Source organism: Peribacillus suis (assembly GCF_059384845.1).
Genome location: NZ_CM182019.1, coordinates 2,653,088 through 2,672,870, shown reverse-complemented (window position 1 = coordinate 2,672,870; position 19,783 = coordinate 2,653,088). Strand labels below are relative to the sequence as shown.

The window sequence follows — 19,783 nt, the reverse complement described above, 5'->3', positions numbered from 1 at the left end:
TTTTGGGACAGCCCCTTTTTTGTTATTTAATGACCGCATTAGCCGCTTCTTCTGCTTCAGCTCTTTGCTTTGCATAATACTCTTCGGCGATTTTGTCGATTTCTATTTTTAATTCCTCAACCATAGTTTCTTCAGGTACTTTACGGACGATTTTTCCTTTTCTGAACAGTAAACCTTCGCCTCGTGCTCCGGCAATGCCTATATCAGCCTCACGTGCTTCACCAGGACCATTCACTGCACAACCTAGGACAGATACCTTGATTGGTGCTTTGATCGTCTGGATATACTCCTCGACCTCATTTGCGATGGAGATAAGGTCGATTTCAATTCGTCCACAAGTAGGGCAAGAGATTAGTGTGGCCATATTAGAAGCAAGCCCGAATACTTTAAGGAGCTCCCTTGCTACTTTCACTTCTTCTACAGGGTCTGCGCTCAACGATACGCGGAGTGTGCTACCTATACCCTGGCTAAGGATGGCGCCGAGTCCAGCCGCACTTTTAACCGTACCGGAGAAGAGGGTGCCCGACTCAGTAATTCCCAGATGTAATGGATAATCAAAAGCTCTTGAAGCTTTTTCATAAGCTTCGACTGCCAAAGTAACATCGGATGCCTTCATTGACACGATGATGTCATGGAAATCAAGATCTTCCAGGATCTTGATGTGATGCAATGCACTTTCGACCATTCCATCTGCTGTTGGATAGCCATATTTGTCGAGGATTTTCTTTTCAAGAGAACCTGCATTGACACCGATACGAATCGGAATGCCTTTAGCTTTGGCAGCTGTTACTACTGCTTCCACTTTTTCTCGGCGTCCGATATTCCCAGGGTTAATCCGTATTTTGTCTGCTCCGCCTTCGATCGCTTTCAAGGCTAGCTTATAGTCAAAATGGATATCGACCACAAGTGGAATATGGATGCGTTTTTTAATTTCAGGTATGGCATCAGCCGCTCTTTCATCCGGGCAGGCCACACGTACAATTTGACAACCTGCTTCTTCAAGACGAAGGATTTCTGCAACGGTTGCTTCAACATCATGTGTTTTAGTTGTTGTCATGCTTTGGATGATTACTTCGTTATTGCCGCCGATTGTTAAGTTTCCAACTTTAATTGGCCGCGTTTTAGTACGATGTATGATTTCACTCAAGTGGAATTCTCTCCTTTAGGAAAAAATCAATTTTGATTTTTCATTTAGTTCACTAAAATATTGTATCAATGTCCATACCGCTTGACAAGGAATAGGACGCATTACTTTTTTATTATGAAGTAAGTATACTCTTTTCAGTCGAGATTTTCTCGATTGAAGTTCGGCTATTTCTAGAAGACATCAATCCCAGCATCGGATAAGATAGATATATCATTACGGTTTATTAGTATGTGGGTACTTTGTACGTTTTACCAATCTGCATATTTTCAGGTTTTAACCCTTCATTCAAACTTTGGAAATCTGATATGACTTCTTCAATTGGCTTGTTTGATGCTCCCCTTTCATTTTCCATGATGGAGAGTAAGGTATCTCCAGGTTTGATGAGGACTTCTTTATATGCGATTGAAGGGGCCGAAGGTTTACTTACGGGCTTGGATGGCTGAACTGAAGTTGCTGACGATGGGGAGGTGGGTAAAGTTCCTGTAGTCATGTCGAAATAAATGATAAATAGAATGAAACAAATTGAGAAAAACATCAGTAACCTTTTCATTATTTCATCCCCCAATATGGTCTTTCATACATATATATTTGGGAGGATGGTGTATTATGCCTGAAATTGGGCAGGTTTTCCTGAGTGTCTTTTAAATAGAGTTTGTTTGGGCAGTCCTTTTTGAAGTTCATTCAAAAATCCCTTTGGTCATGCCATTTCACCCCTTACATACTGATTAAACTCTTATTATAGGCATATGTTCGGGAATAGTTTGTCGATTTTAGGTGAACGGGAAAAATGATGACTACAGTCACATATGGTTAGGGAGCAGGGGTGTCATATGGAATAACGCCCTGTACAAAAAACCAGACAGGCAAGAGCAAGTCTGGTTTTGATTTATTCTTATGATCCTATTTCTTCAGGATTATCATTCGTTTCTTTAATGGATAAGTGAAGCATAATTAACGACACGAACCAGCTAATGAAGGAAGCGAAGGGGACTTCTGCTTGAAAGGCGTCCATGATTGTGAAGAAAATAGTGGACAGCGTGATGCTATATGCGGCAATCCTCCATAGGTGTCTATACGATATTGAACGCCCCATGGTGCTCCGGAATATCGTCCCGAATGCAGCAAGAATGGTCACTTTCAAGAATGTTCCAGCAGCCGTGAATAAATATAAAGTCAGGAGAAGCAACGGCAGGATGATCGGTAGGACGGATTCCACGGAATGGATCCATTTGTATAAATCTTCATTATTTCCTTCTAAGAGTGAATAAGGAGAAGTTTGTATATTGCCATTCGATACAAATACAAGTTCGGATTTTAAAAGGGCCACTGCTTCATCCGTTTTTTCGGAAACATCTTTTGGAGTTAAGGAACCAGTGCCATCCACGAATATTTGGTAGTTGTCTTTTTTCAAGACGAATGGCTCTTTGTCAGCAGAGGTTAGCGTTCCATTTTTAATTTCAAAATCAGGCATTTCCTCCGAGACAGTTTCTGAAATCGCGTTTATTCCATTCGTAATCATTGTACCTAAGTAAAATGCGGAAGGAAGGAAGAATATGAGGCTCAAGAAAAATACATATAAAATTGTCTTACCAATTCCCTGGTTTTGAAAGGAACCGATATCTTTCGGTGAATAGAGGCTCACCCATAGTTGTTTGAATATGTTCATGATTTCAGCACCTATCTTATGATATTCCCCTCAATTTTAACTAGAGTTATGGAATAAAACAACCTGTATCAGCATTCAATGGTTTCAACCGCATATAAACGGGCAAATATGAAGAGGTAAGGTGTATAAAATAGAAGGGATGTTTTATTTGTGGATACGCTATTTTGGATCATCATTATCCTGATGTTCATCATCGGTTTTGTCGGTTTGATTTTTCCCATCATCCCAAGCGTATTATTCATATTCGCAGGGATTTTGTTATATGGACTTTTTTATTCCTTTGAGCCTTTTGGTTGGTTTTTCTGGACGGTCCAAGTTTTGTTTGTCGTTCTTTTATTTTCTGCGGACTATATTGCGAATATGGTCGGCATCAAAAAATACGGAGGGACTAATGCGGGTGTTTGGGGCAGTACAATCGGGCTCATTGTCGGTCCTTTTGTGATTCCATTTGTGGGAATATTGATTGGGCCCTTCATTGGAGCATTCCTGGCCGAGATCCTTTTCCATAAAAAAGATGTGGTTACGGCATCAAAAATCGGCCTTGGTTCCGTGGTAGGCTTCATAAGCAGCATTTTCACTAAAGGAATCATCCAACTTTTGATGATTGGGTACTTTTTATTCGTGATCTTCGCCTAAAGAACTATAAAATGAAAATAAATATAGGCATAAGATTTGAAACGGATAAGAAAATTTGGTAATCTAATGCTAACGAGCTTTAGGAATCTGAAGATGACTAGAGCCCCAAAAAACAGCTTACATAGGGAGGAATTTTATTATGGCTTTCGAACTTCCACAATTACCTTACGCATACGATGCGTTAGAACCACACATTGACAAAGAAACAATGAACATTCACCACACTAAACATCACAATACGTATGTGACAAACTTAAACAAGGCGCTAGAAGGAAACGAAGAGCTTCAAAGCAAAAGCGTTGAAGAAATCGTTGCTAACCTAGACGCAGTACCAGAAGCTGTACGTACAGCTGTACGCAATAACGGTGGCGGACATGCTAACCACTCATTATTCTGGGAAATCCTTTCACCAAACGGTGGCGGACAACCAACTGGTGAATTAGCAGACGCTATCACTTCTAAATTTGGAAGCTTTGACAGCTTTAAAGAGGAGTTCGCTAAAGCGGCAACTACTCGTTTCGGTTCTGGTTGGGCATGGCTTGCCGTTAACAACGGTGAATTAGAAGTTACTAGCACACCAAACCAAGACAACCCATTATCTGAAGGAAAGACTCCACTTCTTGGATTAGATGTTTGGGAACATGCTTATTACCTGAACTACCAAAACCGTCGTCCTGAATACATCAATTCTTTCTGGAATGTTGTTAACTGGGATGAAGTTGCAAAACGTTACAGCACAGCTAAATAATTATACGCACTAATAATAAGGCGGAAATCCTTTCGGGGATTTCCGCCTTATTTGTTTTATGGGAACTAATCGTTTACAACTTACTTATTCCTCTTGGATAATCTAAAGGGATAGGCCTGATTGGGAACGCCGATTCATCAGTTTTCTTTCCCTTTCTCACATAAATGCCATTGTTTTTTCAAACACTAGAGTGGAATTTGAAGGGGAGTTAAAACAATGGGTATTTTAGTAAAATGGAAGGGAGAGGCGGGAGCGAAGAAGGATTTGCAGCTTCTCTTGCTGATTGGCGGATTATATAGCCTGAGTGTCGCTTTATCCAATACATTTGTTAATGTGTATCTGTGGAAACAATCCGGTCAAATTATTGATATTGCCGTTTACAATTTAAGTGTGGTTCTTTTCCAACCAATTACTTTTGTATTTGCCGGACGGTTAGCCAAAAAGGTCGACCGAATTATCGTTTTAAGGTTAGGCGTAAGTTTCATGGCTTTGTTTTATTTGACAGTCCTTTTGGTAGGAACGAGGGCCACGGATTTTCTTTTTCTATTGGGGGCCTTGCTAGGGATTGGCTATGGGTTTTATTGGCTAGCGTTTAATGTTTTGACTTTTGAAATTACTGAACCGGATACGAGAGACTTCTTCAACGGTGTTTTAGGGGCTCTACATTCCTTTGGGGGCATGATTGGTCCTATCCTTTCAGGGTTTATTATATCAAGGCTCGAAAAGTTCACGGGGTATACAATCATTTTTGGTTTATCATTATTACTGTTTACCATTGCCGTTTTTCTGAGCTTTTCCTTGAATAGACGCCCTGCTCACGGAAAATACTTTTTTATGAGAGTATGGAAAGAAAGAAAAAATGATAAGAACTGGCGTATGATCACCCGTGCCCATTTTTTTCAGGGGCTTCGGGAAGGAACGTTCATGTTCATCATATCCATCACCATCTTTGTACAAACGGGAAGTGAACTGGCTATAGGGAGCTATGGACTATTGAATTCAGCGGTGTCCTTCATTGCTTATTTTTTTGTTTCGCGGTACATAAAACAACCCATGCGGAAGAAAGCAATCCTTATCGGAGGCATCTTTCTTTATATGGGAGTCTGGCTCATCGCTTTCGATGTGACATTCGGTAAGCTTCTCGTTTATGGGGCCATCGTTGCAGGAGCATATCCGCTGTTGCTTGTTCCATATATTTCTTTGACCTATGACATCATAGGAAGGGCTAAGGATGCAGCTAAAATGCGAATTGAATACGTGGTTGTCCGTGAACTGTTCGTTCATCTTGGAAGGATTGTTTCTGTAGTAGGTTTTATCTGGATGGTCATGAGCTTTGATTTAAAAGAGAGCTTGCCCTTCTATTTGTTAATCGTTGGTGCGGGACATTTCATCATTTATTGGTTTGTGAGGAATATCGATATCTATGATCGAGAATGAAAAAAGGCCTTGGAGGGCCTTTTTTTATTGTAAGATGGTGGTAAAAAAACGCGAATGAACGGCTTGAACGTGCTTTTGGGCTAGATTTTCTTTATGTGTCTAATATTTCTAGAACATGAAGGTAGAAAAAAACAAAATTGTTCTATAGAATAGTATAGGACTATCATGACTATGGATAAAGGAAGTGTGGCTTGGTGTGGTAAATACAAAGAAAAAGAAAAAGACGCATGTACCTTTCAGATTGAATGTTCTTTTCTTTTTAGTATTTGTTTTGTTTTCTGGTCTGATTTTGCGTTTGGGTGTCGTACAGATCGTATACGGCGATGATTACCGACGCGAGATTGAAAGAACAGAAGAAGTAACCGTGAATAATTCGGTGCCCCGTGGCAAAATGTATGACCGGAATTTGAAATTGATGGTCGACAATCAGCCGCTGGATGCAATTACATATACAAGAAAGCAAGGTACGAAACAAATAGAAATGGTTGAAACGGCCGAGAAGCTAGCTAAGTTGATTGATAAAGAAGCCGATAAGGTCACGGATCGTGATAAAAAGGATTTTTGGATCCTGCGTAATCCAGAGCTTGCAGAGAAAAAGATTACGGATAAAGAAAGAAAAAAGGTAGAAGAGGGAGAGCTTGAAGAAGCTGATTTGTACAAGCTACAGCTCGAACGTATTACAGAAGAAGAAATGAAGCTTTCCAAAAAGGAAATGGAAGTCCTGGCGATTTATAGGGAGTTCGCCAGTGGTTATGCACTGACTCCACAAATCGTGAAAAACAAGAAAGTAACCAAGGAAGAGTTTGCAAGGGTGAGTGAAAATCTCGATTCGCTTCCAGGTGTGGATATTTCAACCGATTGGGACAGGTTCTATACCTATAATAAAACGCTTAAGTCTGTGCTAGGAAAGGTTTCTTCTTCAGAAGAAGGATTGCCTAGCGAGAGCCTTGACTATTATTTAGCACGTGATTACAGCCGGAATGACCGTGTGGGTAAAAGTTATATTGAGTTGCAATATGAAGATGTCCTCCAAGGCCAAAAGGCAAAAGTGAAGAATGTAACCGATAAATCAGGAAACGTTGTGGATTCAGAAGTCATTACTGAAGGACAGCGTGGGAAAGACCTGGTGTTGACGGTTGATATGGATTTACAGTTGGCAACAGAGGAAATCATTGAAAAGCATTTAATCAGCAAGAAAAAGATGGGGAACACAAAATTCTTGGATAGAGCGTTTGTCGTGATGATGGATCCGAAAACGGGAGAAGTTTTAACGATGGCAGGTAAAAAATATGACAAGGATGAAAAGACGGGAAAAAGGTCCATTAATGATTTCGCATTAGGAAACATCACGACTTCTTATACGATGGGTTCTGCTGTGAAGGGTGCGACTGTTTTGACTGGTTATCAACAAGGAGCCATTCAGCCCGGAACATTCTTCTATGATACAAAGTTGAAGATCAAAGGTACAAAGGAAAAAGGATCTTATAGCAATTTCGGGAACATAAACGATTTAACGGCTTTAAAGGTCTCTTCCAACGTTTATATGTTCAGGACCGCCATTAATATTGCAGGTGCACATTATGTGCCGAATGAGCCTTTAAACATTAAATCCAGTGCATTTTCAACGATGCGAAATTCGTTTGCCCAGTTTGGTTTAGGGGTTCGTACGGGAATCGATCTCCCGATGGAAATGAATGGTTTCAAGGGTTCCGAAACAACTCCGGGTAAATTACTGGATTTTGCTATCGGTCAGTATGATACATACACCCCTATGCAACTTGCGCAGTATGTGTCCACGATTGCCAATGGCGGGAACCGTATGGAACCCCACATTGTTAAGGAAATACGTGATCCGGTTGATGAAAATGATGAATTGGGTCCCATTTCCGAAGAAGTTTCACCAACCGTCCTGAATCGTCTTGATATGAAGGATGAATGGATTACCCGTGTACAAAAGGGCTTTGAAAAGGTAACGATGGAAGTAGGCGGAACCGCTTATTCTTACTTTGGAAATAAGTCTTATACAGTAGCGGCCAAAACAGGTACGGCGGAAGCATTCTATGATGGTCCGAGTAGATTGGATTATAGCGAGCCTCAAGCCACGATGAATATCACGCTTGTGGGTTATGCTCCAGCCGAAAACCCGGAAGTTGCATTTGCTGTTGTCGTTCCTTGGGCATATCAGGGACATTCAGGTCATTCCATGAGTAAAGAAATTGGTGCGGAAATCATGGATACTTATTTCAAGCTGAAAAAAGAGCGGACCGAGAAAAAAGATACGAATGCATCAACCGATTTGAAAGTTGAGAACGGTAAAGAGATTCAAAAAGAGCAAGCTGAAATAAGAGATAGTCAAGACGAATAAAGAAAAGATACACGCTTTTGGGATCAACCCAAAGCGTGTTTTTTTATGTCCAAATGGGGATGTTCAGGGTGCAACCACTTTTCTCTTAGCAACTTTACACTAGGTGAACAATCATTTACTGAATATTTACAATTCCTTTATACGAGGTTTACAGAGTAATCGTATGATTTGTATGTAGGACAAATTAATCATAAAAAAATATTAGGGGGACTTACGCATGAGATATTTCAAGGGGATGGCGATGACTGTAGTAATGGGTGGAGTGATAGCCATTGCGGCTGGTTGTGGTGCGGATGGTTCGACTAAAACAAGCGGTGAAAAAGGGGAAGGCTCTAGCTCATCTTCATTGGCAGGGGAAGTCATCATGGATGGTTCTTCTACTGTATTTCCCATAGTAGAGGCAGTTGCGGAAGAATATATGGCTGAACAACCGGATGTGAAAGTTTCTGTAGGATCTTCAGGAACGGGCGGGGGATTTAAAAAATTCATTGCCGGTGAAACGGATTTAACGAATGCGTCCCGACCTGTCAAAGAGGAAGAAAGTAAATTGATCGATGAAAAAGGTATTGAATATACAGAATTGAAATTAGCGTTTGATGGCATCTCGATAGTGGTCAACAAAGATAATGATTTTATTGAACACATGACAGTCGAGGAACTAAAAGAACTATGGGTTGATAATGGAACCGTGAAGAAATGGTCTGATATACGTCCGGAATGGCCAAAGGAAGAGATTAAGTTTTATTCCCCGGGTACAGACTCAGGCACATACGATTATTTCAATGAAGTCATACTCGAGGAAAAACCGATGGTGGAGAACGCGACACTTTCCGAAGATGATAATGTCTTGGTTCAAGGAGTAGAGGGGGATAAGAATGCCATAGGGTTCTTTGGATTCGCGTACTATGCAGAGAATAAGGATAAATTAAAGGTCATCTCCATCGATAATGGAAATGGGGCCGTTGAGCCAACCCATGAAACGATTAAAAGTGGGGACTATGCTCCTTTGTCTCGTCCCTTATTTACCTATGTAGCGAACAAATCAGTAGCAGAGAAGGAACAAGTAGCGGATTATACGGAATTCATGATTGAAAATGCGGGAGAACTATCTGAAGAAGTAGGGTACATCAGCCTTCCGGAAGAGGAGTATAAAAAGGATCTTGATAAATTGAAAGAACTAAAGGAATAGACGGTTTAATCATGTCACTCCTTTCCGTCTCCTCATCTGAATTCAGAGCGGGGAACGGATGGTCATTCAAATATTGCGTGTTTGAAATGGAGGATGCATTTTGGAACTGAAACAAGCAGAAGCCTATTCTGTACAGCGAATGATCCTGGAGAGAAAAAATAAAAAAAGGTTCAATCTGGAAAAGCTGATTCCGGTCATGCTGTTCCTAACAGCGGCCATATCGGTCTTCACGACCATTGGAATTGTCTTTACCCTTATTTTTGAGACGTTTATATTTTTTGAGAAGGTATCGATCGTTGAATTTTTTACAAATGGTAAGTGGTTACCTTTTGCCGCCACTCCTTCTTATGGAATTATGCCACTTGTTGTAGGTACACTGAAGATAGCGGTAATAGCCTCGCTAGTTGCGGTCCCCGTAGGACTTGCCACTGCCATTTTCTTGAGTGAATATGCATCGGAGAAAACGCGGAGAGTGATAAAGCCGATTCTAGAAGTGTTAGCGGGGATTCCCACTATCGTTTACGGATTCTTTGCCTTGACCTTCGTTACACCGGTTTTGCGTGATCTCTTCCCCTTCCTGGAAATGTTCAATGCGCTAAGCCCTGGGATCGTCGTAGGAATCATGATCATGCCGATGATAGCCTCTTTATCGGAAGATGCACTTATCTCGGTACCGAAGTCGATCCGTGAGGGTGCATATGCTCTAGGTGCCACAAAGCTTGAAACGACGATAAAGGTGGTCCTGCCAGCTGCTGTATCCGGCATTGTGGCTTCCATCGTCCTGGCTATCTCGAGAGCAATAGGAGAGACGATGATCGTGAGTGTGGCAGGTGGTTCGACTCCTAGCGTGAGCATGGACGTCACCTCATCGATTCAAACGATGACAGCCTATATCGTGCAGGTCAGTAGTGGGGATGCTGGGTATGGAACAACGATATACTATAGCATCTATGCGGTCGGAATGACACTGTTCGCTTTTACGCTAATCATGAATCTGCTGGCGCAGTTCATCTCCCGCAGGTACAGGGAGGAATATTGACATGAAACTGATAAATAAAGGTCTTGTAGCAAAGAAAATGCCTGTCCGACTGGCGATTAACTCAATCTGTAAAGGGTTATTCTTCTTGGCAACCTTATTTGGGCTCCTGATCTTAGCCATCTTATTCTATCGGATATTTACTCAAGGGATTGGTCACTTGAATGGGGATTTCCTCCAGAACTTCGCTTCCCGAAAACCTGAAGAAGCTGGGGTAAAGGCTGCTCTCATTGGTTCATTATGGCTGATGGCCGTCGTTGCACCGGTTGCTCTTATGTTGGGGGTTGGGACGGCCATCTATTTGGAGGAATATGCGAAAAAGAATTGGATCACCACATTCATCAAAGTTAATATATCTAACCTGGCGGGAGTTCCCTCCATTGTATTCGGATTGCTTGGTTTGACGGTTTTCGTCAGGGCTTTGGCCTTGGATCGCTCCATTTTGGCAGCAGGACTAACGATGAGCCTACTCGTCCTGCCAGTCATCATTGTAGCGGCACAGGAAGCCATTAGGGCTGTACCTCGTGAATTAAGAGATGCTTCTTATGGAATGGGTGCCACCAAATGGCAGACCATCTGGAAAGTCGTCCTGCCAGCAGCGATACCAGGGATTTTAACAGGTGGGATCCTTGCTTTATCCCGGGCAATCGGAGAAACCGCTCCATTGGTGGTGGTCGGCATTCCATTATTCATTGCCTTTTTACCGCAATCAGTCATGGATACGTTTACGGTGCTCCCTATGCAAATCTATAACTGGACATCGCGTCCTCAGGAAGAATTTCAACAGGTGGCTGCAGCAGGAATCATCGTGTTGCTCATTCTGCTCATTTTCATGAATTCAATTGCTGTGGTAATCCGAAATAAATTTCAGAAAAGATACTGATGGGGGGAGAAGATAATATGAACATGACCTTAGCGAAACAAGAGGTTCCACTAATTAAAAATGAAAAAAAGCCTGTTTCTTCAAGGGCTCCCGTATATAAAACGGCAGGGCTCAATCTATGGTATGGGGAAAACCATGCATTGAAAAATATTGATCTTGATATGCATGAGAATGAGGTGACCGCAATCATCGGTCCGTCAGGATGTGGGAAATCCACCTTTATCAAAACGTTGAACCGGATGATCGAACTTGTTCCAGGCGTAAGGACGACAGGACAGATTAAATACCGGAACCGTAATATCCTGGATCAATCTTATAAAGTGGAGGATTTGAGAACGCAGGTGGGTATGGTTTTTCAAAAACCGAACCCTTTCCCTAAATCAATCTATGAGAATGTGATATATGGACCGAAACTTCATGGCATCAAGAATAAAAAGATTTTGGACGAAATAGTGGAAAAAAGTTTAAGAGGTGCTGCCATCTGGGATGAAGTAAAAGACCGTCTTCAAGAAAATGCATATGGACTCTCAGGTGGGCAACAACAGCGACTTTGTATCGCTCGGTGTCTCGCCATTGAACCTGATGTCATTTTAATGGATGAACCGACATCAGCGCTCGATCCGATTTCCACATTAAAAATTGAAGAATTGATCCAAGAGCTAAAAAAAGATTTTAGTATTATAATCGTTACCCATAATATGCAGCAAGCGGCCCGAATCTCTGATAAAACGGCTTTCTTTCTAAATGGAGAAGTCATCGAGTATGACGACACCGATACCATCTTCTCGAACCCGCATGATAAGAGGACCGAAGATTATATTACAGGTCGGTTTGGATGAGAGAAAAGGGGGCAGATGCATGATTGTACGCGAAAATTTCGAACTTCAGTTAAAAGAATTACAAGGGAAAATCGTTGAGTTGGCTGAATTGGCATCAGGCGCAATCACTAAATCATTTACGGCACTCGAGAACAGGAATTTTGAAGAAGCGCTTGGAGTCATCGAGGATGATACGAAAGCAGATTTATTGGAAGAGGAAATTAACGACTTCGCCATTCTCCTAATTGCTAAACAACAACCGGTTGCCATCGATTTACGGAGGATCATTGCTGCCATCAAAATTGCATCCGATATGGAGAGAATGGCAGACTTTGGCGTTAATATAGCCAAATCGGCCATACGAATCGGTGATCAGCCTTTCATTCTTCCGATAACTTCATTGAAAGAGATGTATGATATCACACTGAAGATGATTGAACTTTCCATTGATGCCTTTGAGAGGGAAGATATTACTCTAGCGCGAGAAATCATTGAAATGGATGATGAGGTCGATCGTTTCTATGGGGATATGATCCGAAGTCTCCTAAGATTGTCGGATGAAAAGAACCTACAACAGGTGACTCAACTTTCCTTCATTGCCCGCTATCTAGAACGAACGGCTGATCATACAACGAATATTGCCGAAAATATATACTTCCTTGTGAGGGGGCGTTATATCAGCCGCAGGGATTGAATATAGGCAGTTTTAAAAGAGAGACTTTGCCTGGCCGGCAGCCATTCAAAGTCTCTCTTTTATCATTATTGTGTCAGTGTCTTGGCCAATTGTCGATAGGTCATGTTATCCGTGACGACAAATTCGCCAATCTGAATGTTCTTGGAGAAGCCCTGATCTTCAACGTATGACTCAAAACGTGCAGCGTCATCGATGATTTTTTCCTTTTCCAGTTTCGTTGCTATTTCTAGTGTAGTCATATTGGCTTTCACTTCTAAGGTATAGGAAACAACAGGATTATTCTTTTTGGGAACCTCTTTCTCTTGTTTCTTCTCCTCCTTGTCGATCCTTTTTTCTTCTTTTTCGGAATTTAGCCTTTCGTCTTTCTGCAAGGATACGAGATAGCCTTTTTCATTCAGCAATTTCTTAGCTTCTTCCACAGTCGGTCCAGTTTCTTCGTTGGGCTCCGTCATATAATAAAAACCAGCAAAGATTGTTGTGGAAACAATGAGGCCTGCTGAAAAGGCCTGAAGCGTCACTTTATTCATCTTCTTTTCCCCGCAATCCATATTCTTCAATGACTGAAAGGGTTTGTTCTTTCGTCAAAGAGGATTGTTTGGCGATCTGGTCCAGTGAAAGTCCTTGGTTGTATAAAGAAAGAACCTGGCTCTTTAAGATTTTATGAATGGACTCCCTGTCATTTGAAGGAGTGGTTGCTTTGAGACGGTTTGCCTCAGAGTGGTCTGGCCCGTCCTGGATCACAAATTCCTCTTCAAGAATCTTCACCTTTTTCTTCAATTGGTAGATATCCTGCATATAGGTTATAGTCATTTGTTCTAGATCTTCTTCTAATTTAGCAACCTTGTCTTGTTTGAAAAAAGAAATAATAAGAAGGATGATTGCCAATGAGAATAACAGAATAATTAAGGTTTGCATGTTTTCACCTCAGGGAGAAAATTTTCGACATTTACATCTATTTTACACATATTTATTAAAAATTTGGTGATTTTCCTTTTATTATATTTTTAAAATAGCATTTCTTTTCATAATCTGACGGATTTTCATTCGTTATTTGTCGAATTTGCACTCGGTTTATAAAAAGAAAATAAATATGGATAATAATTTTGATGTAAATCCCTTTATTTCTAAAGTAAATAAATTTCGACAAAATGTGTTTATTGTTCATTGGCGAATTCAATGCTAACATAAATGTAATAAAATAAACTGAAAAATCAAATAGTTTTATTGCTTAAAAAAGGCAAAGCCTTTCTTAAAATTAGTGTGTAGGATCATGAGAGATTGAGTGTCACTGCCAGCGCCTATCGTTAAGTGTGATATAAATTCGAAAAGAGAAAGGGATGATTTTTATGAGTTCATTATCCGCATATATGCCACAGGATAACCGGGAAGTATTTCGAAAGGGTTTAAAGGCGGGGCTATGGATGGACGAGAGTTTTGATTGGTATCCTGAAGAGGATATGATGAGTCATCCCGGCGGGGAAATAAGGTCGCTTTTACAAACGTTTACCCAAGGAAAAATAACATTTTCAAAGTTCACGATAAGAAATACGTCCTTTGAGCCTAAATATCCAAAGATGTTCTTTCATTATGAAAACGCTTTCGAAAAGCAAGCGGTCGCTTTTTACAGTCCGGGTGAGCGGGCAATCCTACATGTTGCGACGCAGTCGATTGCCCTATTAGGAGGAGTTGTGAAGGGGAAAGGTATTTCACAATACTGTATTCAGGGTAAAGGGAGTCTCTATCAAGAAGGATGTTTTAAATCGTTGAAAGAAGGGATCCTTGCTTACTCACCACTTGCCAAAGGGGAGGTCACCAGTATGTTCACCCTGGAAACGGAAATCCTGCCAAAGGAATGTGTGGAAGTAGTGGCATGGGCCATACATGCTGAAACAAAAGAAGAAGCAAAACTCCTGAATCACAATCTTCTTCAAACCATGAAAAACGGCGAGAACTAGGAAAAAAAAAGTTAAATTAATTTTTCCCGAAAAACATACTAGCATTTCACAATAAATAATGCTATTATAGAAAAGTCCTATGTGAAAAAGTCAATATGTTTGGAGGGAAATACACATGCGCGTAAATATTACATTAGCTTGCACTGAATGTGGAGACCGTAACTATATTTCTAAAAAAAATAAACGTAACAATCCAGACCGTCTTGAGCTTAAAAAATACTGCTCAAGAGAAAAACGCAGCACAACTCACCGCGAAACAAAGTAAGCAACAGGATTTTCCTGTTGTTTTTTTTTTTGCTTTTTTCCCTTTTAGCCATTAATCCTAAAATTCGACAACTTTCTATTTCGGCTTTCGTAAATGAGTTCATTTTATGAGATACTGATAGTAGTAGACTTAAAGGAGTATAAAATGATGAGAGAGAATAAAAAGATAATCAGGCAACGCATTCGAACTCATTTAATGGAAATGAGCAATGAAGAGCATGAGGAGCTATCAAATAAGATTGCCGAAAATCTATTTTCACTTGACGAGTGGAAACAGGCCAAAACCATCGGCATTACCATTTCCATCTACCCTGAAATTTCAACGGTCAGGATCATTGAACAAGCATGGAGAGAAGGCAAGTCGATTGCCGTACCGAAGTGCTACCCAGAAGAGAAGGCAATGGATTTTAAGAAAATCACTTCTTTCAATCAGTTAGAGTCCGTTTATTATGGTCTTCTTGAACCAATGGAGGATACGAAAAAAGCATCCGTCCGTGAATTGGATCTTTTGGTTGTCCCGGGTTTGGCATTTTCAAATGAAGGATATCGTCTAGGATTTGGCGGAGGTTATTATGATCGTTTCCTTTCTCATTACAGTGGAAAGACGTTAGCGCTTGCCTACGATGTTCAAATACTGGATGACTTGCCAATAGAGGTGCATGATATCGCCGTTGGTAAACTGATTACTCCCACGAAAGTTTTACGTACATATGCTCATTAGAGCAAGAAGAGGTTCCATTATTATTTTTCACTCATAAAAATCCTTTCCTGTATCACACTAATGGTAGGAGGGATTTTTATGTTACGAGTAATTGTACAAATATTTTTGATTGGTTTAGTGATTTATGCAGGTTTCAAAAATCGGTATCGTTTGATGAATGTAGCCCTATCGAATGGCATGATAAGAAAATATCTAGTGACCAAGTCCTTAAACATGCCGATATTGAGGGATAAAATGATGCAAAGTATGTTTTCACAAACCAAATGATGAGTGAGTAGAAGGAACCTAATGAGAGGGTTCCTTTTTTTATGGGAGGTACACTTCTTTTTTTTACCTTTTTGATCATTTCGTCTATAGTTTGAATTAGATAATATAAGGATTTTATCAGGAAATGATTTGGAAAGTGGGGAATGTTTTGGGGTATAAAGAGGAGTATTTATTTTGGGAGATTGTCCGGCTATTGTCAGTTCAATATGATTACCGCATGATCACTGTCACGGAAAATCATGAGGAAATATGGCTAGAAAGCGAAAAAAACACGGATTTCCCCGTGATAAGATTGATTCGTCATGATCTTGATTGGGCAAATTGGCTTAAAAGGGATATAGACCGGACCTTGAAAAACGGCGAACAAGTCAGGAAAAAATTATATAAAAAACCAATGAGCATTTTAAGTATCTATGTGAGTAAATTTGCTCCTGTTGATGATTTTGAATTTAGCGCACAACCAGCTATGCTTCAAAAAACGAAAGTGAACACCTTTATATTTACAAGCGAGTCTTTTCAGACTTCCAAACAAAATTTGGAGGCTACCCTGAAAACACCACTTTCGATTTCTGTACCGGAGGATGAAGAAATTGATGAAGGGCAAGTGCTCGAGTTAAAGAAGGTAGCCATCTCAGCTTCCGTCAAAAAGGCTAAGGCTGAACAAAAAGTATTCCAGCAGGCTAAACCATTCTTTACCTATATATTAATAGCGATACAGGTTGCTGTATTCATCTTGATGGGGTTTAGTGGAGGGAGCACCGATTCCAGGACTTTAATCGAGTTTGGGGCTAAATACTCGCCTTACATCCTTCAAGGGGAGTGGTGGAGGTTCTTTACTCCGATGGTTGTCCACATTGGTTTTATCCACTTACTCATGAATACATTTTCGTTGTACTTGATAGGGGCGGAAGTTGAAAGGATATATGGGAATGCTAGGTTTCTATTCATCTATATCTTTGCAGGTTTTGCAGGAACTCTAGGTAGCTTCATTATGACTCCAAACCTTTCAGCAGGAGCCAGCGGAGCTATTTTTGGTTGTTTTGGGGCCCTGTTGTATTTTGGAATGGTGTATCCAAAGTTATTTATGCGTACGATGGGTTCTACCGTCATTCTTCTCATCGTCATTAACCTGGTATATGGTTTTACCGTATCGGGAATCGATAATGCAGGACATATCGGTGGTTTGATCGGTGGTTTCCTAGCGGCCGGGGTGGTCCACCTACCAGAGACGCAAAAGGTGTTACGTCAGATGGCTTTTTTAGTTGGAACTGCCGTACTGACTTACTTTTTGCTGCAATTTGGTTATACTCATCAGAAAAATGATGATGAAACAATGGCCATGTTGGCACAGGATTACATTGAAGATGGTGAGGAAGCGAAAGCGGAGGAAATGTTAGCGGACTATGTGGAGGATAATTCTGATGCACCGATATCTCATTTCATCCTTGGGAACCTATCCTTTGATAATGAGGAATTCGAAGACGCTCGCCACTACTTTGAAAAAGCGATTGAACAAAACCCTAAGTTACATGAAGCACATTACAATCTCGCTTTGGCGTATGCCAAGCTCAACCTGATGGATGAAGCTAAAGAGCAGGCTCAAAAGGCCGTTGAGCTTGCTCCAAAGGAAAAATCATATAAGGAATTGCTAGAAGAATTGGAATAGGAAGTCTATAATTTTTGCCTTAGCAAATATGGGGTGCCGTCTTTACCGGAAAATAAGACGAGGACTTCCCTTTTATCTTTGGCTACTAACAATAGGGGGATGGTGCTGCCTTGTGGACTCAAGGTGGTACCGTCCTCTTTTTTTATGCTTATTACATAATTTTTATAAAGGCCTTCCCAAAGTTTACCGACAATTTCTTCCCGCTGGAATGAAGGAAAGCTTGAAAGCCACTGATTTTTTCTGGCCGGTAAATCGGTTAGAGAGATCACTTTATATTGATTTGGGTCAATATCAAAGTGTTCTTCGGCTTTTTGTAAACTATTTTGGGTAATATTCTTGGTTACACTGTCCAGGACATGTTTCCACTCCTTCTGTTCCTCGGAAAGGGGATTATGGAAAGATTGAAAATCAGGTGTGGATATGGCATATAGTTTGTCTTTACTTAATTGTTGTGCGCTTGTGAAAATGGTATCAGAAGGGTGTAATTCGGCATAATGAAAGGTTATCGCATCATAACGCCCACTTTCTTTTTCCTTGAATTTGTCTGACTGTGAGAGCTCTTGTCGATTTTGTTTCCAGTTTTTTAACGTGCCTTCTAGATTCCCATTCTTGTAAAGGAGTGAAACGTCCTGACGCAAATAGGCTGTCTGATCCAATGAGGAGTGAACTTTCCATGTAAGGGAATAGGCGTCCTTTCCTGTTTCTTTCGCTACCAAATGAGTAGAAGCATGTTCAAATTGGAGGGAAGAGTCAATTGGGAAATAAATGATCGTTTCCTCTACCTGGTGTGTGTCCGAAAAATATAGGATAATAAAGATGGCAGCTACCATTAAAAAAACGGTATACTTCAATTGTAGTTTCATTTTTCGCCTCCGTTTTTGGCTGTATGCTATAAACAAGTTCATTTAAAAAGAAAAATGAATAAACGGAATGCTAGATGGAAATACCCACTGTTTCATCATATGAATGGTGCTGGACAAGAAGTACTGAAAAATAACATTAGAGGATTCACATGGCAAATTGATTATGCTGTATGGAGAAAATAGTAAAGAGGTTTAATATGAAAACATACTATGATTTACAACAATACTTGAAAAAGTTTGGGACATTCATTTATTTCGGTGATCGTGTGGCTGAGTTGGAAATGATGGAATCTGAAATCAGGGAAATCCACCAAATGCAAATGATGGACACGAAGGATTACCAGATGGCGATACTCTTGATTAGGCAGCAATTGGCTATTGAAAGAGAAAAAAATGATAAAAAAAGGTGATACGATGGAAAAGGTGCTGTTAGGGGTTGACTTGGGCGGAACCACAACCAAGCTTGCCTTAATCAATGTTTACGGAGAGATTATTCATAAGTGGGAAATTGCGACTGACATTTCCGAAAATGGAAAGAACATCACCATGAATATTGCAAAGGCGATTGATGCAAAGCTTGAGGAACTCAATGAACCGAAAAGTAAAATGCTAGGTATCGGAATGGGTGCCCCGGGCCCCGTCAACTTTACCAACGGATCCATTTATGAAGCGGTCAATCTCGGTTGGAAAGACTACCCATTGAAGGATTTATTGGAAGTGGAGACATCTCTTCCGGCCGTGATCGACAATGATGCTAATATGGCGGCATTGGGCGAGATGTGGAAAGGCGCTGGAGAAGGAGCTAAAGACCTTGTGTGTGTAACGCTTGGAACAGGGGTAGGCGGAGGGGTCATCCATAATGGCAAAATCGTACATGGTATAAGCGGAGCAGCTGGGGAAATTGGTCATATGACCGTCGTTACAGAAGGAGGGGCTCCCTGTAACTGTGGCAAGGTTGGCTGCTTGGAAACGGTTGCTTCGGCAACTGGAATTGTCCGACTTGCATCAGAAGCATTGGGAATGGCGGACGAACCCTCTCTGCTACAAGAAAGAATACAAGAGGGAAATCCGCTATCCTCCAAATTGCTTTTTCAATGCGCACTTGCAGGAGATTCTTTGTCTAAATCTGTGGTGGACCGTGTGGGCAATTATTTAGGACTGGCATTATCTCATGTTGGCAATGTCATGAATCCTGAAAAAATCGTTATCGGCGGAGGGGTTTCTAATGCTGGAGATATACTCCTGGAACCAGTCCGTAAGGCATTTGAACTTTATTCTTTTAAACGAGTTCGCAAATCGACAAAAATCCATCTAGCAACCCTTGGAAATGATGCCGGGGTCATAGGGGCTTCCTGGCTTATTAAAAATCGGTTAAATCCATCATGATCTTACTTGTAATGATTCAACCGATTATATAGGCATGGGTGG

The 19,783-nt window shown here is 40.8% G+C and carries 22 protein-coding genes; 16 read left to right on the top strand and 6 right to left on the bottom strand.

From position 1 onward, the window contains the following. Window positions 1-22: 22 nt before the first annotated feature. The 3 genes from ispG to AC503W_RS13025 form a co-directional block, all read right to left on the bottom strand. On the bottom strand, window positions 23-1,138 hold the full coding sequence (gene ispG, locus AC503W_RS13035) for a flavodoxin-dependent (E)-4-hydroxy-3-methylbut-2-enyl-diphosphate synthase (RefSeq protein ID WP_402869891.1): 1,116 nt from the start codon (window positions 1,136-1,138) through the stop codon (window positions 23-25). Between the two features lie 232 nt (window positions 1,139-1,370). Next, a complete protein-coding gene (locus AC503W_RS13030; protein ID WP_402869532.1) occupies window positions 1,371-1,697 on the bottom strand; it encodes a protein YqfZ in 327 nt (108 codons plus the stop codon). A 342-nt stretch (window positions 1,698-2,039) separates the two neighbouring features. Beyond that, window positions 2,040-2,813, bottom strand: coding sequence for a DUF1189 domain-containing protein (locus AC503W_RS13025; RefSeq protein WP_402869530.1), 774 nt, complete (start codon window positions 2,811-2,813; stop codon window positions 2,040-2,042). A gap of 150 nt (window positions 2,814-2,963) precedes the next feature. Between AC503W_RS13025 and AC503W_RS13020 the strand changes: the two genes are divergently transcribed. The 9 genes from AC503W_RS13020 to phoU all read left to right on the top strand — a co-directional run bounded on the left by AC503W_RS13020 (window position 2,964) and on the right by phoU (window position 12,619). Next, window positions 2,964-3,449, top strand: coding sequence for a DUF456 domain-containing protein (locus tag AC503W_RS13020; protein ID WP_494914396.1), 486 nt, complete (start codon window positions 2,964-2,966; stop codon window positions 3,447-3,449). A gap of 139 nt (window positions 3,450-3,588) precedes the next feature. After that, window positions 3,589-4,197, top strand: a complete 609-nt coding sequence (sodA, locus tag AC503W_RS13015; RefSeq protein ID WP_494914394.1) for a superoxide dismutase SodA — start codon at window positions 3,589-3,591, stop codon at window positions 4,195-4,197. A 216-nt stretch (window positions 4,198-4,413) separates the two neighbouring features. Continuing rightward, a complete protein-coding gene (locus AC503W_RS13010; RefSeq protein ID WP_402986265.1) occupies window positions 4,414-5,634 on the top strand; it encodes an MFS transporter in 1,221 nt (406 codons plus the stop codon). A 196-nt stretch (window positions 5,635-5,830) separates the two neighbouring features. After that, on the top strand, window positions 5,831-7,999 hold the full coding sequence (locus AC503W_RS13005) for a peptidoglycan D,D-transpeptidase FtsI family protein (protein WP_402869523.1): 2,169 nt from the start codon (window positions 5,831-5,833) through the stop codon (window positions 7,997-7,999). Window positions 8,000-8,216: 217 nt separating this feature from the next. Next, window positions 8,217-9,188 carry a PstS family phosphate ABC transporter substrate-binding protein gene (locus AC503W_RS13000; protein ID WP_494914392.1) on the top strand — a complete coding sequence of 324 codons (972 nt, stop codon included), beginning with the start codon at window positions 8,217-8,219 and terminating at the stop codon, window positions 9,186-9,188. Between the two features lie 139 nt (window positions 9,189-9,327). Next, window positions 9,328-10,227, top strand: a complete 900-nt coding sequence (pstC, locus tag AC503W_RS12995) for a phosphate ABC transporter permease subunit PstC (RefSeq protein ID WP_402869889.1) — start codon at window positions 9,328-9,330, stop codon at window positions 10,225-10,227. A 1-nt stretch (window position 10,228) separates the two neighbouring features. Further along, window positions 10,229-11,107, top strand: coding sequence for a phosphate ABC transporter permease PstA (gene pstA, locus AC503W_RS12990; RefSeq protein WP_403121943.1), 879 nt, complete (start codon window positions 10,229-10,231; stop codon window positions 11,105-11,107). Window positions 11,108-11,130: 23 nt separating this feature from the next. Then, window positions 11,131-11,946 (top strand): phosphate ABC transporter ATP-binding protein PstB, encoded by an 816-nt coding sequence (gene pstB / locus AC503W_RS12985; RefSeq protein ID WP_402956959.1) that lies wholly within the window; start codon window positions 11,131-11,133, stop codon window positions 11,944-11,946. 19 nt (window positions 11,947-11,965) lie between these two features. Further along, entirely contained in the window at window positions 11,966-12,619 is a 654-nt protein-coding gene (gene phoU, locus AC503W_RS12980) for a phosphate signaling complex protein PhoU (protein ID WP_402986259.1), read from the top strand. Window positions 12,620-12,684: 65 nt separating this feature from the next. On the opposite strand, the gene AC503W_RS12975 is transcribed toward phoU, so the two are convergent. Then, on the bottom strand, window positions 12,685-13,146 hold the full coding sequence (locus tag AC503W_RS12975; RefSeq protein WP_402869515.1) for a hypothetical protein: 462 nt from the start codon (window positions 13,144-13,146) through the stop codon (window positions 12,685-12,687). Then, the gene (locus AC503W_RS12970) at window positions 13,139-13,534 is read right to left on the bottom strand and encodes a hypothetical protein (protein ID WP_494914389.1); all 396 of its coding nucleotides are present in this window, start codon (window positions 13,532-13,534) and stop codon (window positions 13,139-13,141) included. Before AC503W_RS12970 ends, AC503W_RS12975 begins: the two co-directional genes overlap by 8 nt. A gap of 431 nt (window positions 13,535-13,965) precedes the next feature. Between AC503W_RS12970 and AC503W_RS12965 the strand changes: the two genes are divergently transcribed. The 5 genes from AC503W_RS12965 (at window position 13,966) to AC503W_RS12945 (ending at window position 17,492) form a co-directional block, all read left to right on the top strand. Next, window positions 13,966-14,574, top strand: a complete 609-nt coding sequence (locus AC503W_RS12965; RefSeq protein WP_402869511.1) for a hypothetical protein — start codon at window positions 13,966-13,968, stop codon at window positions 14,572-14,574. A gap of 115 nt (window positions 14,575-14,689) precedes the next feature. Continuing rightward, on the top strand, window positions 14,690-14,839 hold the full coding sequence (gene rpmG / locus AC503W_RS12960; protein WP_028391797.1) for a 50S ribosomal protein L33: 150 nt from the start codon (window positions 14,690-14,692) through the stop codon (window positions 14,837-14,839). Between the two features lie 144 nt (window positions 14,840-14,983). Further along, window positions 14,984-15,559 carry a 5-formyltetrahydrofolate cyclo-ligase gene (locus AC503W_RS12955; RefSeq protein WP_494914386.1) on the top strand — a complete coding sequence of 192 codons (576 nt, stop codon included), beginning with the start codon at window positions 14,984-14,986 and terminating at the stop codon, window positions 15,557-15,559. 78 nt (window positions 15,560-15,637) lie between these two features. Beyond that, window positions 15,638-15,826: a protein YqgO gene (gene yqgO / locus AC503W_RS12950; protein ID WP_427590509.1), complete on the top strand. Its 189-nt coding sequence runs from the start codon at window positions 15,638-15,640 to the stop codon at window positions 15,824-15,826. 124 nt (window positions 15,827-15,950) lie between these two features. Then, on the top strand, window positions 15,951-17,492 hold the full coding sequence (locus tag AC503W_RS12945) for a rhomboid family intramembrane serine protease (RefSeq protein ID WP_494914384.1): 1,542 nt from the start codon (window positions 15,951-15,953) through the stop codon (window positions 17,490-17,492). Window positions 17,493-17,497: 5 nt separating this feature from the next. Here AC503W_RS12945 and AC503W_RS12940 read toward each other — a convergent pair whose 3' ends face one another. Continuing rightward, window positions 17,498-18,355, bottom strand: coding sequence for a hypothetical protein (locus tag AC503W_RS12940; protein ID WP_427651468.1), 858 nt, complete (start codon window positions 18,353-18,355; stop codon window positions 17,498-17,500). A 197-nt stretch (window positions 18,356-18,552) separates the two neighbouring features. On the opposite strand from AC503W_RS12940, the gene AC503W_RS12935 reads away from it, so the two are divergent. Both AC503W_RS12935 and AC503W_RS12930 read left to right on the top strand, forming a co-directional pair. Beyond that, a complete protein-coding gene (locus AC503W_RS12935; protein WP_402869501.1) occupies window positions 18,553-18,765 on the top strand; it encodes a YqgQ family protein in 213 nt (70 codons plus the stop codon). 4 nt (window positions 18,766-18,769) lie between these two features. Next, window positions 18,770-19,741, top strand: coding sequence for an ROK family glucokinase (locus AC503W_RS12930; protein ID WP_494917349.1), 972 nt, complete (start codon window positions 18,770-18,772; stop codon window positions 19,739-19,741). Window positions 19,742-19,783 lie beyond the last annotated feature (42 nt).